Here is a 14,822-nt window from a genome sequence, read left to right as displayed (position 1 = left end):
TAGCCGGCCCCCATGGCCGACTTCTGTTCCCGCATCATAAGTGAGACTTAACGCGTTGTGAAATAGTTCGCGGGTTCATCGTGCGCGGCCACCAGCGCCGCCAGCGACAGCGGCCGGCTGATCCAGTACCCCTGCAGGAAATGAACCCCCTGAGCGCGGAGCCACTCCGCCTGCTCCTGGGTCTCCACCCCTTCGGCGATGGTCATTAATTTCAGCCGGCGGCTGAGGGTCAGCACCGCATCCAGCACCGGCGAGGTAACAGTTTCGGTGCCAATCGCCTGCACAAAGCCGCGATCGATCTTCAGATAGTCGAAGTTATAGCGCTCAAGATAGATCAGCGCGCTATGCCCGGTGCCAAAATCATCAATCGCGATTTCGAATCCCTGGCGGTGGAGCCAGGCGAAGTTAGCCATCGATTTTTCTTTATCAATCATCGCCCGCTCGGTCACCTCCAGCACCACGTGAAAATGGCCGGCGGGCAGGGCGGCGGTGAAGCGCAGCATATCGTCGCGGAAGCTGTCGGCCTGCAGATGCGCAGGGGAAATATTCAGCCCCAGCTTGACGCCGCGCGGCAGAATACGCTGCAGCGCCGGCGCGTCGCGGGCGATCAGCGCCAGCAGGTGATCGGTCAGCGGCACGATCATCTGCTGGGTTTCCGCGAGGTTAATAAAGATGTCAGGCGGGATTTCGCCCACCACCGGATGGCGCCAGCGCATCAGAACCTCCACGCCCATGATCCGCAAGGTCTGAGCATTCACCACCGGCTGATAGACGATGTAGAACTGGTTGTTTTTGATCCCCAGGAGAATGGATTTTCGCGGATCGGATTTGATCGTCAGCACGTAATAGCAGAGCAGCCCCGCCAGCAGGCCGCACACCACCCCGAGCAGCAGAGCAAACTGCGTATTTTCCGCCAGCCAGCTGTTGGCATACAGGTAGACCTTCAGCGGTAAACCCTCGATCTGTGTCTGGCGGATCGGCGCGTCATGCAGCGTTTGCGGATCCACCAGCCGGTTACTGAAGGTGGAGATGGCGGTGTGATCGATGGCCAGCGCAATGCCGCTGAAATCATTCTGCCGTGCAGAATAGAGGATATACGGTGTGAGATTGGCGTTAATCGACACGAAAATGCCGCTGTTTTTATCACCAGGTTTTCCTACCCACAACGCCAGCGCCGCGCTCTTCGGCATCATCGGCGTGCCCGGCAAAATGGCCATATCAAGGGGTTTGCGGATATCAATGGCCGGGATCAGCTGGGTGAGGGGGGTATCCATGGCGCCGGTTGCCGAGGAGCAAAAGGCCACGCCGTTTTTGACCAGCAGAAAGGCGCGGACGTTAGGGCTGAAAGCGGCATGGGAGGTGAGCCCGGAGTCAATATTCTCGCAGGGCTGGTCCACCAGCGGCTGCAGGCCGTCGATGGTCTGCCGCAGGTCGTGAAAGTAGCTCTTCAGATAGGTATTAACGTTGTTGATAATGGCGTCGAAACGCTCCGCCCGGTTATGGTAAATCACCATAAACTGAATGCTGCCGGCCAGTAGCGCGACGATAACTCCCACGCACAAGCTGGTTATCCAGGTTTTACGCTGGGGCGAAAAGTAGCGAGTCAGCATAGCTATAGTCTTTCCGTGTTATTGATGCGCAGCAACGGGTTGTCAGTCGTCGTTTTTCTCATTCCCACTTAAAAGACATAGCTTATTTTGCGTCGTTCAGAATCAGGTGGCAAAAAAAAACACTGCCGGGGCAGTGTTTTTTATCCCGCTTCCAGCCAAGGGATAACCGGCGGCGGTAGAGGACAGTTTACGAGCGGCTCAGGACTCGACGCGCTTCGTTGTAGCGCTTTTTCCAGTATGGCTCATCCATGCTGGAGATAGTCACCCCGCTGCTGGTAGAGGCGTGAACAAACTGGTTGTTGCCGAGGTAGATCCCTACATGGCGGCCGGTAGAACCGGCACGGAACAGAACCAGATCGCCGGTACGCAGCTGGGTACGGGAAATCGATTTTCCGGTTTCCTGCTGTTCAGAAGTTGAACGCGGCAGTTCCAGACCAAATTGTTCGCGGAAGGTGCGCTGCACGAACGCCGAGCAGTCGATACCTTTGCGGGTGCTGCCGCCGAGGCGGTAACGCACGCCTTTCCAGCTGGCATACTGATCCATTAAACGGGACTTCACGTCCAGGTTACGGACCATCGTTTCAAATTCATCCTGAGAGGCTTGCAGTGATGATAAATCGCCACTACCCACAGCATGCGTCTCAGAATGCATATTCCTGGCGGTACTTGTTGAACTACACGCGGAAAGCAGAACCGCTACTGCAATCGCGGGGGCTACCCGCAAGATGTATCTCAAAATCGGCTGAGATTTGACCATGCTGTTTATTTTCCCTTGTTGTCCTTAACGACAATGTCGTTATAAAAAATGCCAAACGTGTTAGAGCCTAAATACCCATCCGCAATGAGACAATTCCTTAAGCTTAAATTTGTGCAGTCACGCACAATTTTATTCACGCCTTGAATTAATGTTGCGGAAAAGGCAAAACGAGAACGAGATTACCCTATCAAACGCCGCATGGCGAGCGGTTTTGCGCGATTTCTTATAAGTATTTTGGTGACAAAAAGTGAATCATCGGGAAAGGCCAAAATAGCGACAATATCGGGCAAAAAACAGACAATTCCTTCATTTGTCACGGGATTAATGTGACAAGAAGATGAACGTGATGTAGAAAAAAAGGACAATTGAAAAAAAGGGACCCAAAAGGTCCCCTTATAGATAATGAGTCTGGCGACTGCCGGAGACATTATTTGGCTGATATTCCACCGGGTAAGTAGCGATCGAAAAAGGCGATCAGTTTATCGCTCAGGGGAGTCATCAATACCCAGGGCGCGCCAATCAGCACGGCGGTCAGCGAGCCGACGGCAATATCGCTGAACCAGTGGGCGCCAATCATCACCCGCGGGAAAGCAAAGACCACAAATATCACCAGCGCCACGGCCAGCGCGCGGCGACCAAAATAGCGCCACATAAAGCTCGCGAAGATCAGCAGCATCATCCCATGATCGCCGGGGAAGCTGTCCTTGGAAGCATCCTTAGTGGGGAAGTTAACGACGTCGCTGACGCGGGTTACATCGCTGAAAAACAGCGACGGGCTGGCGCGCTGAACCGGCATCAGGTGCTGCGCCAGCTGGTTGATGATCACCGCCGCCAGCAGCATCACCAGGCCCATAATGGCGATCTGACGACGGCCTGCCGCCGGCGCCTTGAGCCAGTAGCTAAGCATCAGGCACCCCATAGCCAGCAGCGAGCAGGCGTCGAAGGCGCGATTGTTGATGATCGCCAGCAGCCAGGCGTAAGCGCGGCTGACGCTGACGCCATGGTTAAAGAAATGGAAGATCGCGGAGTCAACAGGCGCCCACGCGCCGTGGTTGGCTGGCAGATACCAGGAGCAAAATAGCGCCACACCCGCGATGTTTAGCAGCAAGATTAAAGGAATTCGGTTTTTCATCATAGCCATTGCGATTTTGTGACAGTCGGCGGCAACCTTAGCCGCCTTAACTTAAACGAAGCCTCAACAATGAGGTCTGGAGCGCATTCCAGTCGGCTTCATTAGCGGAGATAAGCTCGATGCGGCTATCGGGCGGTGCAACGCTGAGGGTCTCGATATGCAGATCCTCACCCTGGCGGTTGATCCGCACCGCCCCTTCGGCAATGCGCAGCACACCTTTGACGCGCGCCACCGGCGCCAGCCGGGCCCACTCCAGCAGGGCGATGGTGTCAAAGACCGTTTCCGCGTCGAAGATCCAACCGCAGGCCTGATAGCCCTGGCCGCTGTTAAGGTGGCGGCGCCAGCGCTGGTGTTCCGCCAGGCTAAGGGCGGCGAGACCGGCTGTTGGGGGATGGCGATGGGCGTGCTCCCCGCTCGCCGGCAGTGGGGCGGTGTTCCGTCGTGGCTCATCAAGCAGGGCGAGGTCGATATTCCCCTGGGTCACCGACACCTGGCGACGCTCGCCGCCCCAGCGTTGCCACCAGTCGGCAAACGCCTGAGCGCTTTCGGGCGTTTCCCGATCGCTTTTATTGGCCACGATGATATCCGCCGCCGCCAGCTGGTCGCGAAAGTTGTCGTTGTTGACCGCTTTCTCGTCCAGTAGCTGACGCGGATCGAGGATGCACAGGGTCGCGCGCAGATCGATCCAGGGTTCATACACCGCCGCGGTGAGAATATCGAGGATCTGCTTTGGATGGCCAAGTCCGGTAGGTTCGATCAACAGACGATCGGGTTTCCCCTGGCGCAGCAGGGTGTTCAGTCCGACCTGCATCGGCAGGCCATTGACACAGCACATGCAGCCGCCGGGGATCTCTTTGAGCAGGGCGCCGCTGTCGGCCAGCAGCGCGCCGTCTATCCCGACTTCGCCAAACTCGTTAACCAGTACGGCCCATTTTTCATCCGCAGGCTTCTGCGCCAGCAGATGAAGAATCGAGGTCGTCTTACCGCTGCCGAGAAAGCCGGTGATCAAATTGGTTCTGGTCACTCTTTTCTCCAGGATAAATGTAATGTTGTAACAGTTATGCCTATCCTGACGAAAAAAGAGGGAAAAGAGAAGTCCTGAGGCGGACAGAAGGGAATTCTGTCCGCATAAGCGCAAATATTGTTAAGAATCGAGCGCGCGGGCAACTGCCTCGCGGGCGCCGTGCATCGCCAGCTGCTGCCAGGCGGCGCGGATCCCGGTCACAAACAGGGCGTTGCGCGGCAGGTCGCGGCCAAATATTTCCTCCAGACCCAGCAGGGCGTCAACACGCTGCTGCTCATCGCTCTGCGCCACCCGCTGCTGGATCTTGTCCACCAGCGGATCGCGCACGTCGATGGCCTGACCGGCATCGTCCGTGCCGCTGACGTAGCGCATCCAGCCGGCCACGCCGAGGGCCAGCAGCGGCCAGCGGCTGCCGCGCTCAAGATGCACGCGAATACCGTCGAGCATGCGCTGGGGTAGCTTCTGGCTGCCGTCCATGGCGATTTGCCAGGTACGGTGTTTGAGCGCCGGGTTGCTGAAGCGCGCGATCAGGCTGTCGGCATAGGCCGCCAGGTCGACGCCGGTAATGGTCAGCGTCGGGGCCTGTTCGTCGAGCATCAGCTGGCGGGCGGCGCGGCGGAAGACCTCATCCTGCATGCAGTCGCTAACGTGCGCATGACCTGCCAGATAGCCAAGCCAGGCGAGGAAAGAGTGGCTGCCGTTGAGCATCCGCAGCTTCATCTGCTCCCAGGGCAGCACGTCGTCGGTCATCTGCACGCCTGCCGTCTCCCAGGCGGGGCGCCCGGCGACAAAGTGGTCTTCGACTACCCACTGAATGAAGGGTTCGCAGCTGATGGCGCAGGGATCTTCCACCCCCAGCACGGCGGCGATTTCCGCCAGCGATTCGGCGGTGGCGGCGGGAACAATGCGATCCACCATCGTGCCCGGGAAGCTAACGTTGTCGGCGATCCAGCTCGCCAGCGCCGGACTGCGTTTTTCCGCCATGCCGAGGACGGCATTTTTCACCACGTTGCCGTTATCGGGAATATTATCGCAGGAGAGCACGGTAAAGGGCGGCAGGCCGCGTTCCCGGCGGCGGGCCAGCGCTTCAACTAAAATACCGGGAGCCGACTGCGGGAGCGTCGGATTTTCCAGATCGTGAACGATGCGCGGATGCGTCGGATCCAGCTTGCCGGTCGCCGGATCGATGCAATAGCCTTTTTCCGTGATGGTCAGCGAGACAATCGCCACCTGCGGCTCGCAAAATTTCTCGATAATCGCCGCCAGCGAATCGAGCCTGGCGTTCAGGCATTCGTGCACTGCGCCGATAATAATGGGCTGATTACCGTCGGCGCCTTTTTCCAGTACGGTAAACAGGTGGTCCTGTTCGCGCAGCTGGCTCATCAGCGTATCGCCGCTGAACAGACTGATTTCGCAGATCCCCCAGTCGCCGCCGATGTTATTCAGCACGCGATCGGTCAGCAGCGCCTGGTGCGCGCGATGAAACGCGCCAAAGCCGAAATGGACAATACGCGAGCGGAGCTGGCTGCGATCGTACTGAGGACGTTGCACGTTTTCCGGTAGCGTAGCGGTTGCAATTGTTGTCATTCTTTACACACCTGTTTAACTGCTTATTAACATTGCCAGTCTAAAGTTATATGACAGGAAATTAAATTGGTAAGCCGAAATTATCCGCTGACTGTGAGCTGGATCAATCAATGCGCCGGCACTGTTTGCAGCCTGCTGAGAAACATGTATGGTAGTCGTCATGAGTGTCGCCATTATTGGTATAACAACTTTTGTGAGGGCATAGCGATGGAGCAAACCTGGCGGTGGTATGGGCCGAACGATCCGGTATCGCTTGATGATGTACGGCAGGCAGGAGCGACCGGGGTCGTCACTGCGCTGCACCATATTGCAAACGGTCAGGTCTGGCCGGTCGACGAGATTAAAGAGCGTCAGGCGCTGTTAGCGGCGAAAGGGCTGACCTGGTCGGTGGTCGAAAGCATTCCGGTGCACGAGGATATTAAAACCCACAGCGGGCAGTATGCGACCTGGATTGCCAACTATCAGCAGAGCATCCGCAACCTCGCGGCCTGCGGCATCGATACCGTATGCTACAACTTTATGCCGATCCTCGACTGGACGCGCACCGATCTGGAATATGAGCTGCCGGACGGCTCCCGGGCGCTGCGTTTCGATCAGATCGCCTTCGCCGCCTTTGAACTGCATATCCTCAAACGCCCGGGGGCGGAAGCGGATTACAGCGAAGAAGAGCAGCGCCAGGCCGAGGCGTATTACAAGGCGATGAGCGAAGCGGACATTGAGAAACTAACCCGCAATATCATCGCCGGCCTGCCGGGGGCGGAAGAGGGTTACACCCTCGACCAGTTCCGCGCGCGTCTGGCGGAATATGACCACATCGATAAAGCGCAGCTGCGCGAAAATATGGCCTATTTCCTGCGGGCCATCGTGCCGGTGTGCGAAGAGGTGGGGATCCGTCTGGCTGTGCATCCGGACGATCCGCCGCGGCCGATCCTTGGCCTGCCGCGTATCGTCTCGACCATTGAAGATATGCAGTGGCTGAAAGAGACAGTAGACAGCATTAATAATGGCTTTACCATGTGCACCGGATCCTATGGCGTCCGCGCCGATAACGATCTGGTAAAGATGGTGGAGACCTTTGGCGATCGCATTCACTTTACCCATCTGCGCTCCACCTGCCGTGAAGCGAACCCGAAAACCTTCCACGAGGCGGCGCACCTTAGCGGCGACGTTAATATGGTGGCGGTGGTGGATGCGATTCTGCGTGAAGAGCAGCGGCGTAAGCAGGCCGGCGATCTGCGCCCGATCCCCTTCCGTCCGGATCATGGTCATCAGATGCTCGACGATCTGCGGAAGAAAACCAACCCAGGCTATTCGGCGATTGGCCGTCTCAAGGGGATGGCGGAAGTACGTGGCGTGGAGCTGGCGCTGAAGATGACCAAATACCCTGAACTGCTGTAATCGCGGCAATGGGGATAATAAAAAGGACAGCCAGCGGCTGTCCTTTTTTATGTCAACTCGTCACGGAAGATTAATCCGCGCGGCCCATATAGCGGCACTCTTCGATATGAATGCGGATTTTCTCACCGGTGGTCAGGTATTCCGGCACCTGAATCACCAGGCCAGTGCTCATGGTGGCGGGCTTGGTGCGGGAGCTGGCGGATGCCCCTTTAATCCCCGGCGCGGTTTCGATAATTTCCAGGTCCACGGTCTGCGGCAGCTCAAGCGCGAGCAGCTGCCCATCCCAGGTCAGCACCTGCATATCCGGCATGCCGCCTTCCGGAATAAACTGCAGCTCTTCTTCGATCTGCTCTTTTGTAAAGGTGTAAGGGGTGTAGTCTTCTTTATCCATGAACACGTATTCGTTGCCATCGACATAAGAGAAGTCAACGAAACGGCGGGTCAGGGTCACGGTATCGACGATATCGTCGCCTTTGAAGCGCTCTTCTACTTTCAGGCCGGTACGCACATCGGAGAAGCGCATTTTATACAGTGTCGCAGCACCGCGGGCGCTGGGTGACTGAATATCGATATTTTTCACAATCAGCAGCTTGCCGTTGTAATTCAGCACCATACCTTTTTTAATTTCATTCGCTCTTGGCATTGCAGTAATCCTGTCACTTAACGAGTCAAAAATATCGCGTAAAACTACTCGCGCCCGGGCGTTCAGGCAAGTGGAATTCGCGAGTTTTGCTATCTTCTGGCAAAACGTTTAGGCTGTGGCGCAAAATGAGCGTTCGGGAGCTGGGTTGTGGAATGTCGTACTGATTGTGGCGCATGTTGCATCGCCCCCTCTATATCATCGCCGATCCCCGGTATGCCGCAGGGCAAGCCGGCCAACACTCGCTGTATTCAGCTCTCCGAGCACAATCTGTGCCTCATTTTCGGTTCCCCACTGCGCCCGAAGGTGTGCGCCAGCCTGCAGCCCTCGCCGGAGATGTGCTTGACTCATCGTGATGAAGCCATTACCTGGCTGCTGGCGCTTGAGCTGGCCACCGCGCCCTGAGCTTAAAGCAGCAAATGAGACAGGTTTTTGATATGGACGCTGAGGCCGTCCAGCAGCGCCTGGACGCGCAGCGGAAGAATGTCCCGTCGCTGGTAGATAAGCCAGGCCTGCAGATCGATACAGCGCTCCTTTTTCAGACAGGGAACCAACTGTCCTGCCGCCAGCTCGGTGGCGAGTGAATAGTAGGGCGCATAAACGATCCCCATCCCTAGCTTCGCCAGCTCCACCGCCGGCAGCGTGTTATCGCACACGAATCCCCCCTTTACCGTGAGATTAAGCGGTTTGCCGTTTTTGCTTTTGAAGGTCCAGATATTGTCGCTGCCGCCCAGCATACGCAGGGTGATGCACTCATGATCCACCAGCGCCTCCGGTTCGGCGATAGGGTGTTGCGCGAGGTAATCCGGGGAGGCGAAGACGCCGGTACGAAAGCGGGTAAACGGGCGGGCGATGAGGTTTTCATTCTGTGGCTTAAAGGGGCTTATCAGCAGATCGCAGTCGCTATTGAAAATGGCGCCGTATTTCTGTTCCCGCTCGCTGGCGTTGCGGGTGACCAGATTGATCTGCAGCTCCGGCAGCGTTTTTCTTAGCGCTGGCAGAATATAGCGCCCGAGAAACTGGTGGATGCCGATGGGCGCTCCAAGGGTGACAACGCCCTGCAGTGTGTTCTTATAACGGTCGGCGAGGTTGATAAGCTGCTCATGCTGCGCAAGAACGGCGCTGCTGGCGTGAATAAACTGCTCGCCGAACTCGGTACGCACCAGTTCCCTGGCGGTGCGCAGAAAAATAGCCAGACCGACTTTCCGCTCCACGCTGGTCAGCGTCCGTGAGACGTTAGACTGGGGCATATTCAGGCGCTGGGCTGCCCGGCTTACGCTGGCGGTTTCGGCGATGGCGCAGAGGATCCTCAGCTCGTCCATTTTAAAGTCTTTCAACATCTTATCGCTGCCTGATATTAATGGTATATCAAAAATGATATACCAGTTTGGCTGAATTGCCATGTGATTTATTGATCCGCTGAACGTATGATGGCCTTTGCGTTGAACAGTCGTTTATTTAAGGAAATCTGTGCGTTTTATTGCTTCTTTTGTGGTTCTCGACGTGATTAAAAATAACGATCTTCCCGCTGGCTTACTGAGTGTATATGCACCATGCTGCTTAATTATTTTGCTTTGTTTGTATTAATACTGGTATTTCTCATATTGTTTTATGGAGTTATTATTATCCACGATATTCCCTATCACATCGCGCAAAAACGCCAGCATCCCCATCAGGACGCGATTCATGTAGCAGGCTGGATAAGCCTGTTTACCCTGCATGCTATCTGGCCTTTTCTGTGGATCTGGGCCACGTTGTACCGGCCTGATCGTGGCTGGGGGATGGCCTCACAGACCGAAGGACATCAGCAGCGAGCGGAGCTGGAGAAACGCATTGCGTTACTTGAAGCGGCATTAAAAAACAGCCAGCAGGCGTCGGTGGAGAATAGCGAGAAATAATATGGATCTGTTAATTATCCTTTGCTATGTCGCCATTGCCTGGGGCGTGTTTAAAATATTTCGCATTCCAGTAAATAAATGGACGATCCCCACCGCTATATTAGGCGGAATAGTGATCGTCGGTGCACTAATATTAACGATGAACTATAACCACCCCTATACGATGCGAGCGCAAAAAATTGTCGTCTCCATTCCGATGGTGCCGCAGGTATCAGGCGAGGTGGTGGAGGTGACCAGTAAAACCAATGTGTTAATGAAGAAGGGCGAACTGCTGTTTCGCATCGACGATACCCGCTACCGCGCACGGCTGAACAAGCTGAAAGCCGATCTGGCGGCCGAGGAGGCCACGCTGCGGGCGAAGCAGGCAACCATTGACGATGCCAGCGCCAGAGTACAGCAGGCGCAGGCGGAGTACGACCGGGTCACCCGCGACTACCAGCGCTATGCCCAGGGAGCGGCCATGCCGGTGAATCCTTTTTCGGAACAGGATGTGACCCATGCCAGGCAGCAGGTGCAGATTCAGTCGGCGGTACTGCAGGCGGCTAAAGCGCAATTACAAAACGCCCGAGAGCAGGTATCCGGACGCTACCACGGGCTGGATGCCAATATTGCCAGCCTGAAATCGCAGATCCTTGAAGCGGAGTATAATCTGGCGCAAACCGTGATTCGCGCGCCGAGCGACGGCTACGTCACCCAGCTTCTGGCGCGGCCGGGGATGACCGCGGTGCGTCTGCCCTTCAAGCCGGTGCTGGTGTTTATTCCCCAGCAAAAGCGCCAGGTGGTGGCGGTATTCCGCCAGAATTCGGTCCTGCGTCTGACGGCCGGGGATAGCGCGGAGGTGGTGTTTAACGGTCTGCCGGGCAGCGTCTACAGCGGTAAGGTATCGCGGGTGTTGCCGACCGTCCCGGACGGCAGCTACCAGGCCAGCGGCGCGCTGCAAGGACTGAACGCCGGGGCAGGGAAAGAGGGCATTTACGTGCTGATCGACCTCGATCCCCATCCGGAAGTGGAACATTTACCGGACGGGGTCAGCGCCCAGGCGGCGGTGTATACCGATTATTTTGCCCATGTGTCGATTATGCGCAAAGTGCTGCTGCGCATGACCAGCTGGCTGCATTATCTCTATCTGGATCATTAATCCCCATTGCCCGGCTCCGGCCGGGCAACCTTATCTAGACGTCCCTGATCCGCCACAGGCAGGCCTGCGTGGCGATCCCCATGACCAGCGCAATCCAGAACACCGCATGATAGCTCCAGATCTCTGCCGCCACGCCCGCCAATGAGCCGGCGATGATCCAACCGACGCGGGTGGTATTGGTGTAGAGGGTGGTGGCAGCGCCTGCCTGCCCGGGCATCAAATCCTGGAAATAAAGCATGCCAATACCGGCGAGGATCCCAATATAGATGGCGTTCAGCACCTGCATCGCCAGCAGCAGCCCCGGCGTATGCACCGTCAGCATGCCCACATAAAACAGCACCCCAGCCACCGCGGAGAGGCGCATCAGAAAGCGTTTACCGAAGCGCCGGGCATAGTAACCGGCAATCAGCATGGTGGGGATTTCCAGCCCGGCGGCGGTACCCATCATCAGGCCGGCCAGCTTTTCCGGCAGATGCAGCTCGTTAATGATAAACAGCGGCATATTAATGATGTACAGGCTGTTCGTGCCCCACATCAGCGTGCAGATGCTGAACAGCAACAGCGCATCGCGGCGGTGCGTGCGCGGGGCTTCCAGCCGGCCGGTCGCCACCGCCTTCGCTTTGCGCATGCTGGGCAAGAACAGCCAGACCATTATCCCGCAGACGATAAACGCCGCCGCGGCGCTGAGGTACATCGCGGTAAAGCCAAACCCCATCGCCAGCGCATAGGCCAGCGGGGGACCAATCACCCATGCCAGGGAAACCTGGGCGCGCAAAATGGAGCTGAACATTACCGCTTCGCGGCCGGTTTTGTCGGCATGCTCGCGCGCGAGGGCGAACATCTGTGGGTTGGCGGTCGAACCAAAGCTGCTGAGGAAGACGCCGACGAACAGCAAAATGAAGTAGTTCCGGTTCCAGGCAAACAGCACGCAGGCCAGCACTCCCAGCAGGCAGCAGACGACAATCAGCTGCTTGCGGTCGCCCTGACGGTCAGAACGTCCGGCGAGGAACTGGCTGACCAGAATGCCTATGACGGCGCTGCCGGTAAAAAAGAAACCCACCATCGCCGGGCGGACGTGTACTTCATTGGTCAGAAACAGGCTCAGGGTCGGCGTCTGCAACGCCCCGGCAATGCCCGTCAGAAAGGCGACGATCAGGAAGGCGGAAGAGGTGACATCGAATCCGCGTCGGGGAAGGGCGGCGCTTCGGTTTTCCATGTGTTTGGTTTTCTGTAGTTTCAGGAGACGGCGCGGAGTTTACGCCTGCTGGCTGAAAATAAACAGTAGTATGGCACGAATAATTAAAAAGGCGTTTCAAAATACAAGGTTCAGCAAAAAGCTGACGCTTACCCCAGCCAGGCGCCAGGGCTTCAGCAAAAGTGTGCAGTACCTCTAAGTTCTGCAATCAAGTCGCTGACGTACCTTGCGCATTGAGCAAGAAAGGTACAAAATTCTTGAAACGTTTCAGCGTCATTCGACATATCGTTCACCGTCAGATGGCGCCTTTTTTCTCAAGTTAGCTGAAACGATTCAATTCAGCAGGAGAGGAGAACCATGTTCCAGTTATCTGTGCAGGATATTCATCCCGGCCAGCAGGCCGGTAATAAAGAAGAGGCCATCCGGCAGGTCGCCGCCGCGCTGGTCAGCGCCGGCAACGTGGCCGATGGCTACGTGAACGGCATGCTGGCCCGCGAGCAGCAGACCTCGACCTTCCTCGGCAACGGGATCGCGATCCCGCACGGCACGACGGATACGCGTGATCAGGTGCTGAAGACCGGCGTTCAGGTGTTTCAGTTCCCGCAGGGCGTCACCTGGGGCGAAGGGCAGACCGCCTATGTGGCGATCGGGATTGCCGCCAGCTCAGATGAACACCTCGGCCTGCTGCGTCAGCTGACCCACGTGCTGAGCGATGACGCCGTCGCCGCCCAGCTGCAGTCCGCCACCACCGCGGAAGAGCTGCGTGCGCTGCTGATGGGAGAGAAACAGAGCGAAGCGCTGAAGCTGGACAACGAGACCCTCAGTCTCGACGTCGCGGCCAGCGATCTGCTGACCCTGCAGGCGCTGAACGCCGCGCGTCTGAAAGAAGCAGGCGCGGTGGATTCCGCCTTCGTTAGCCACGTCATTAACGATACGCCGCTGAACCTCGGTCAGGGCATCTGGCTGAACGACAGCGCTGAAGGCAATCTGCGCAGCGCCGTGGCGGTCAGCCGCGCCGCCACCGCCTTCACCCGCGACGATCAGCCGGTTTCCCTGCTGGTCACGGTGGCGATGACCGACGAGCAGCCAACCGCGGTGCTGAACCGCCTGAGCAAGCTGCTGCTGGACAAGAAAGCTGACCATCTGCTGAAAGCCGACGCCGCCACCGTGCTGGCGCTGCTGACCAGCGACGACGCGATTGCCGAAGATGTGCTGAGCGCCGAATTCGTGGTGCGCAATGAGCATGGCCTGCATGCCCGTCCGGGCACCATGCTGGTCAACACCATTAAACAATTTTCCAGCGACGTCACCGTCACTAACCTCGACGGTTCCGGCAAGCCGGCCAACGGTCGTAGCCTGATGAAGGTCGTGGCGCTGGGTGTGAAAAAAGGTCACCGTCTGCGCTTTACCGCGCAGGGTGAAGATGCGCAACAAGCGCTGGATGCGATTGGCGAAGCGATCGCCGCAGGCCTTGGGGAGGGCGCATAAATGAGCAGACGTGTAGCAACCATTACTTTAAACCCGGCGTACGATCTGGTGGGCTTCACCCCGGAGATCGAGCGCGGTGAAGTGAACCTGGTGCGTACCACCGGCCTGCACGCCGCCGGGAAAGGCATCAACGTGGCGAAAGTGCTGAAAGATCTTGGCATTGACGTCACTGTCGGCGGCTTCCTGGGGAAAGACAACCAGGATGGCTTTCAGCAGCTGTTCAGCGAGCTGGGGATCGCCAACCGTTTCCAGGTGGTGCAGGGCCGGACCCGCATCAACGTTAAGCTGACGGAAAAAGATGGCGAAGTGACCGATTTCAACTTCTCCGGCTTCGAAGTGACCCCGGGCGACTGGGAACGCTTCGTCAACGACTCCCTGAGCTGGCTCGGGCAGTTCGATATGGTCTGCGTCAGCGGCAGTCTGCCGTCCGGCGTCAGCCCGGAGGCCTTTACCGACTGGATGACCCGTTTGCGCAGCCAGTGCCCGTGCATCATTTTCGACAGCAGCCGCGAAGCGCTGGTTGCCGGACTGAAAGCGGCGCCGTGGCTGGTGAAACCGAACCGTCGCGAGCTGGAAATCTGGGCTGGCCGTAAGCTGCCGGAGATGAAAGACGTTATCGACGCCGCCCATGCGCTGCGCGAGCAGGGGATCGCTCACGTAGTGATTTCCCTGGGCGAAGAGGGCGCGCTGTGGGTGAACGCCTCCGGCGAGTGGATTGCCAAGCCGCCTTCAGTCGAAGTGGTCAGCACCGTTGGCGCCGGCGATTCGATGGTCGGCGGCCTGATTTACGGCCTGCTGATGCGTGAATCCAGCGAACATACCCTGCGCCTGGCGACCGCTGTCGCTGCCCTGGCCGTCAGCCAGAGCAATGTAGGGATCACCGACCGTACCCAGTTGGCCGCGATGATGGCGCGCGTCGACTTACAACCCTTTAATTGACAGCAGGAGAGGCATA

14 protein-coding genes are annotated in these 14,822 nt (G+C 57.6%); 6 read left to right on the top strand and 8 right to left on the bottom strand.

The genetic code is table 11. The features are described 5' to 3' along the window. Nucleotides 1-47: 47 nt before the first annotated feature. The 5 genes from ABLU73_RS05290 to ABLU73_RS05270 form a co-directional block, all read right to left on the bottom strand. Nucleotides 48-1,610 carry a cyclic di-GMP phosphodiesterase gene (locus tag ABLU73_RS05290; protein WP_004201655.1) on the bottom strand — a complete coding sequence of 521 codons (1,563 nt, stop codon included), beginning with the start codon at nt 1,608-1,610 and terminating at the stop codon, nt 48-50. 187 nt (nt 1,611-1,797) lie between these two features. Beyond that, nucleotides 1,798-2,367: a bifunctional murein DD-endopeptidase/murein LD-carboxypeptidase gene (gene mepS, locus ABLU73_RS05285; protein ID WP_004201653.1), complete on the bottom strand. Its 570-nt coding sequence runs from the start codon at nt 2,365-2,367 to the stop codon at nt 1,798-1,800. Between the two features lie 427 nt (nt 2,368-2,794). Then, on the bottom strand, nt 2,795-3,508 hold the full coding sequence (locus ABLU73_RS05280) for a phosphatase PAP2 family protein (protein ID WP_004201651.1): 714 nt from the start codon (nt 3,506-3,508) through the stop codon (nt 2,795-2,797). Between the two features lie 37 nt (nt 3,509-3,545). Beyond that, a complete protein-coding gene (locus ABLU73_RS05275) occupies nt 3,546-4,523 on the bottom strand; it encodes a GTP-binding protein (RefSeq protein WP_108433368.1) in 978 nt (325 codons plus the stop codon). Between the two features lie 120 nt (nt 4,524-4,643). Further along, nucleotides 4,644-6,110: a fructuronate reductase gene (locus ABLU73_RS05270; RefSeq protein WP_043520313.1), complete on the bottom strand. Its 1,467-nt coding sequence runs from the start codon at nt 6,108-6,110 to the stop codon at nt 4,644-4,646. 207 nt (nt 6,111-6,317) lie between these two features. Between ABLU73_RS05270 and uxuA the strand changes: the two genes are divergently transcribed. Further along, nucleotides 6,318-7,508 carry a mannonate dehydratase gene (uxuA, locus tag ABLU73_RS05265; protein WP_043520315.1) on the top strand — a complete coding sequence of 397 codons (1,191 nt, stop codon included), beginning with the start codon at nt 6,318-6,320 and terminating at the stop codon, nt 7,506-7,508. Nucleotides 7,509-7,578: 70 nt separating this feature from the next. On the opposite strand, the gene yeiP is transcribed toward uxuA, so the two are convergent. After that, nucleotides 7,579-8,151 carry an elongation factor P-like protein YeiP gene (yeiP, locus tag ABLU73_RS05260; protein WP_002912951.1) on the bottom strand — a complete coding sequence of 191 codons (573 nt, stop codon included), beginning with the start codon at nt 8,149-8,151 and terminating at the stop codon, nt 7,579-7,581. Nucleotides 8,152-8,298: 147 nt separating this feature from the next. Between yeiP and ABLU73_RS05255 the strand changes: the two genes are divergently transcribed. Then, nucleotides 8,299-8,553, top strand: a complete 255-nt coding sequence (locus tag ABLU73_RS05255; protein ID WP_004201647.1) for a YkgJ family cysteine cluster protein — start codon at nt 8,299-8,301, stop codon at nt 8,551-8,553. Nucleotides 8,554-8,555: 2 nt separating this feature from the next. Here ABLU73_RS05255 and ABLU73_RS05250 read toward each other — a convergent pair whose 3' ends face one another. Further along, a complete protein-coding gene (locus tag ABLU73_RS05250) occupies nt 8,556-9,488 on the bottom strand; it encodes a LysR family transcriptional regulator (RefSeq protein ID WP_017899320.1) in 933 nt (310 codons plus the stop codon). Between the two features lie 213 nt (nt 9,489-9,701). Between ABLU73_RS05250 and ABLU73_RS05245 the strand changes: the two genes are divergently transcribed. Then, nucleotides 9,702-10,046: a DUF3302 domain-containing protein gene (locus ABLU73_RS05245; protein ID WP_017899321.1), complete on the top strand. Its 345-nt coding sequence runs from the start codon at nt 9,702-9,704 to the stop codon at nt 10,044-10,046. A 1-nt stretch (nt 10,047) separates the two neighbouring features. Continuing rightward, complete coding sequence (locus tag ABLU73_RS05240) at nt 10,048-11,184, top strand: HlyD family secretion protein (RefSeq protein WP_004201644.1); 1,137 nt, start codon at nt 10,048-10,050, stop codon at nt 11,182-11,184. A 34-nt stretch (nt 11,185-11,218) separates the two neighbouring features. Here the strand turns inward: ABLU73_RS05240 and setB are convergent, their stop codons facing one another. Beyond that, nucleotides 11,219-12,400 (bottom strand): sugar efflux transporter SetB, encoded by a 1,182-nt coding sequence (gene setB / locus ABLU73_RS05235; protein ID WP_043520318.1) that lies wholly within the window; start codon nt 12,398-12,400, stop codon nt 11,219-11,221. Between the two features lie 336 nt (nt 12,401-12,736). On the opposite strand from setB, the gene fruB reads away from it, so the two are divergent. Both fruB and fruK read left to right on the top strand, forming a co-directional pair. Continuing rightward, nucleotides 12,737-13,867, top strand: a complete 1,131-nt coding sequence (gene fruB, locus ABLU73_RS05230) for a fused PTS fructose transporter subunit IIA/HPr protein (protein WP_004201642.1) — start codon at nt 12,737-12,739, stop codon at nt 13,865-13,867. Continuing rightward, a complete protein-coding gene (gene fruK, locus ABLU73_RS05225) occupies nt 13,868-14,806 on the top strand; it encodes a 1-phosphofructokinase (protein ID WP_002912941.1) in 939 nt (312 codons plus the stop codon). The last annotated feature ends 16 nt before the right edge of the window (nt 14,807-14,822 follow it).

It is taken from the genome of Klebsiella sp. GG_Kp175, from assembly GCF_040062325.1.
GTDB classification, from domain to species: domain Bacteria; phylum Pseudomonadota; class Gammaproteobacteria; order Enterobacterales; family Enterobacteriaceae; genus Klebsiella; species Klebsiella quasipneumoniae.
Note: the sequence above shows the minus strand (reverse complement) of the source record. Positions and strands in the feature narration are given on the sequence as shown.

Bases quoted from the DNA above. Each gene is read 5' to 3' on its own strand.
- ABLU73_RS05290 (WP_004201655.1), bottom strand. From the start codon at position 1,610: ATGCTGACTCGCTACTTTTCGCCCCAGCGTAAAACCTGGATAACCAGC.
- mepS (WP_004201653.1), bottom strand. From the start codon at position 2,367: ATGGTCAAATCTCAGCCGATTTTGAGATACATCTTGCGGGTAGCCCCC.
- ABLU73_RS05280 (WP_004201651.1), bottom strand. From the start codon at position 3,508: ATGGCTATGATGAAAAACCGAATTCCTTTAATCTTGCTGCTAAACATC.
- ABLU73_RS05270 (WP_043520313.1), bottom strand. From the start codon at position 6,110: ATGACAACAATTGCAACCGCTACGCTACCGGAAAACGTGCAACGTCCT.
- uxuA (WP_043520315.1), top strand. From the start codon at position 6,318: ATGGAGCAAACCTGGCGGTGGTATGGGCCGAACGATCCGGTATCGCTT.
- yeiP (WP_002912951.1), bottom strand. From the start codon at position 8,151: ATGCCAAGAGCGAATGAAATTAAAAAAGGTATGGTGCTGAATTACAAC.
- ABLU73_RS05250 (WP_017899320.1), bottom strand. From the start codon at position 9,488: ATGTTGAAAGACTTTAAAATGGACGAGCTGAGGATCCTCTGCGCCATC.
- ABLU73_RS05245 (WP_017899321.1), top strand. From the start codon at position 9,702: ATGCTGCTTAATTATTTTGCTTTGTTTGTATTAATACTGGTATTTCTC.
- ABLU73_RS05240 (WP_004201644.1), top strand. From the start codon at position 10,048: ATGGATCTGTTAATTATCCTTTGCTATGTCGCCATTGCCTGGGGCGTG.
- setB (WP_043520318.1), bottom strand. From the start codon at position 12,400: ATGGAAAACCGAAGCGCCGCCCTTCCCCGACGCGGATTCGATGTCACC.
- fruB (WP_004201642.1), top strand. From the start codon at position 12,737: ATGTTCCAGTTATCTGTGCAGGATATTCATCCCGGCCAGCAGGCCGGT.
- fruK (WP_002912941.1), top strand. From the start codon at position 13,868: ATGAGCAGACGTGTAGCAACCATTACTTTAAACCCGGCGTACGATCTG.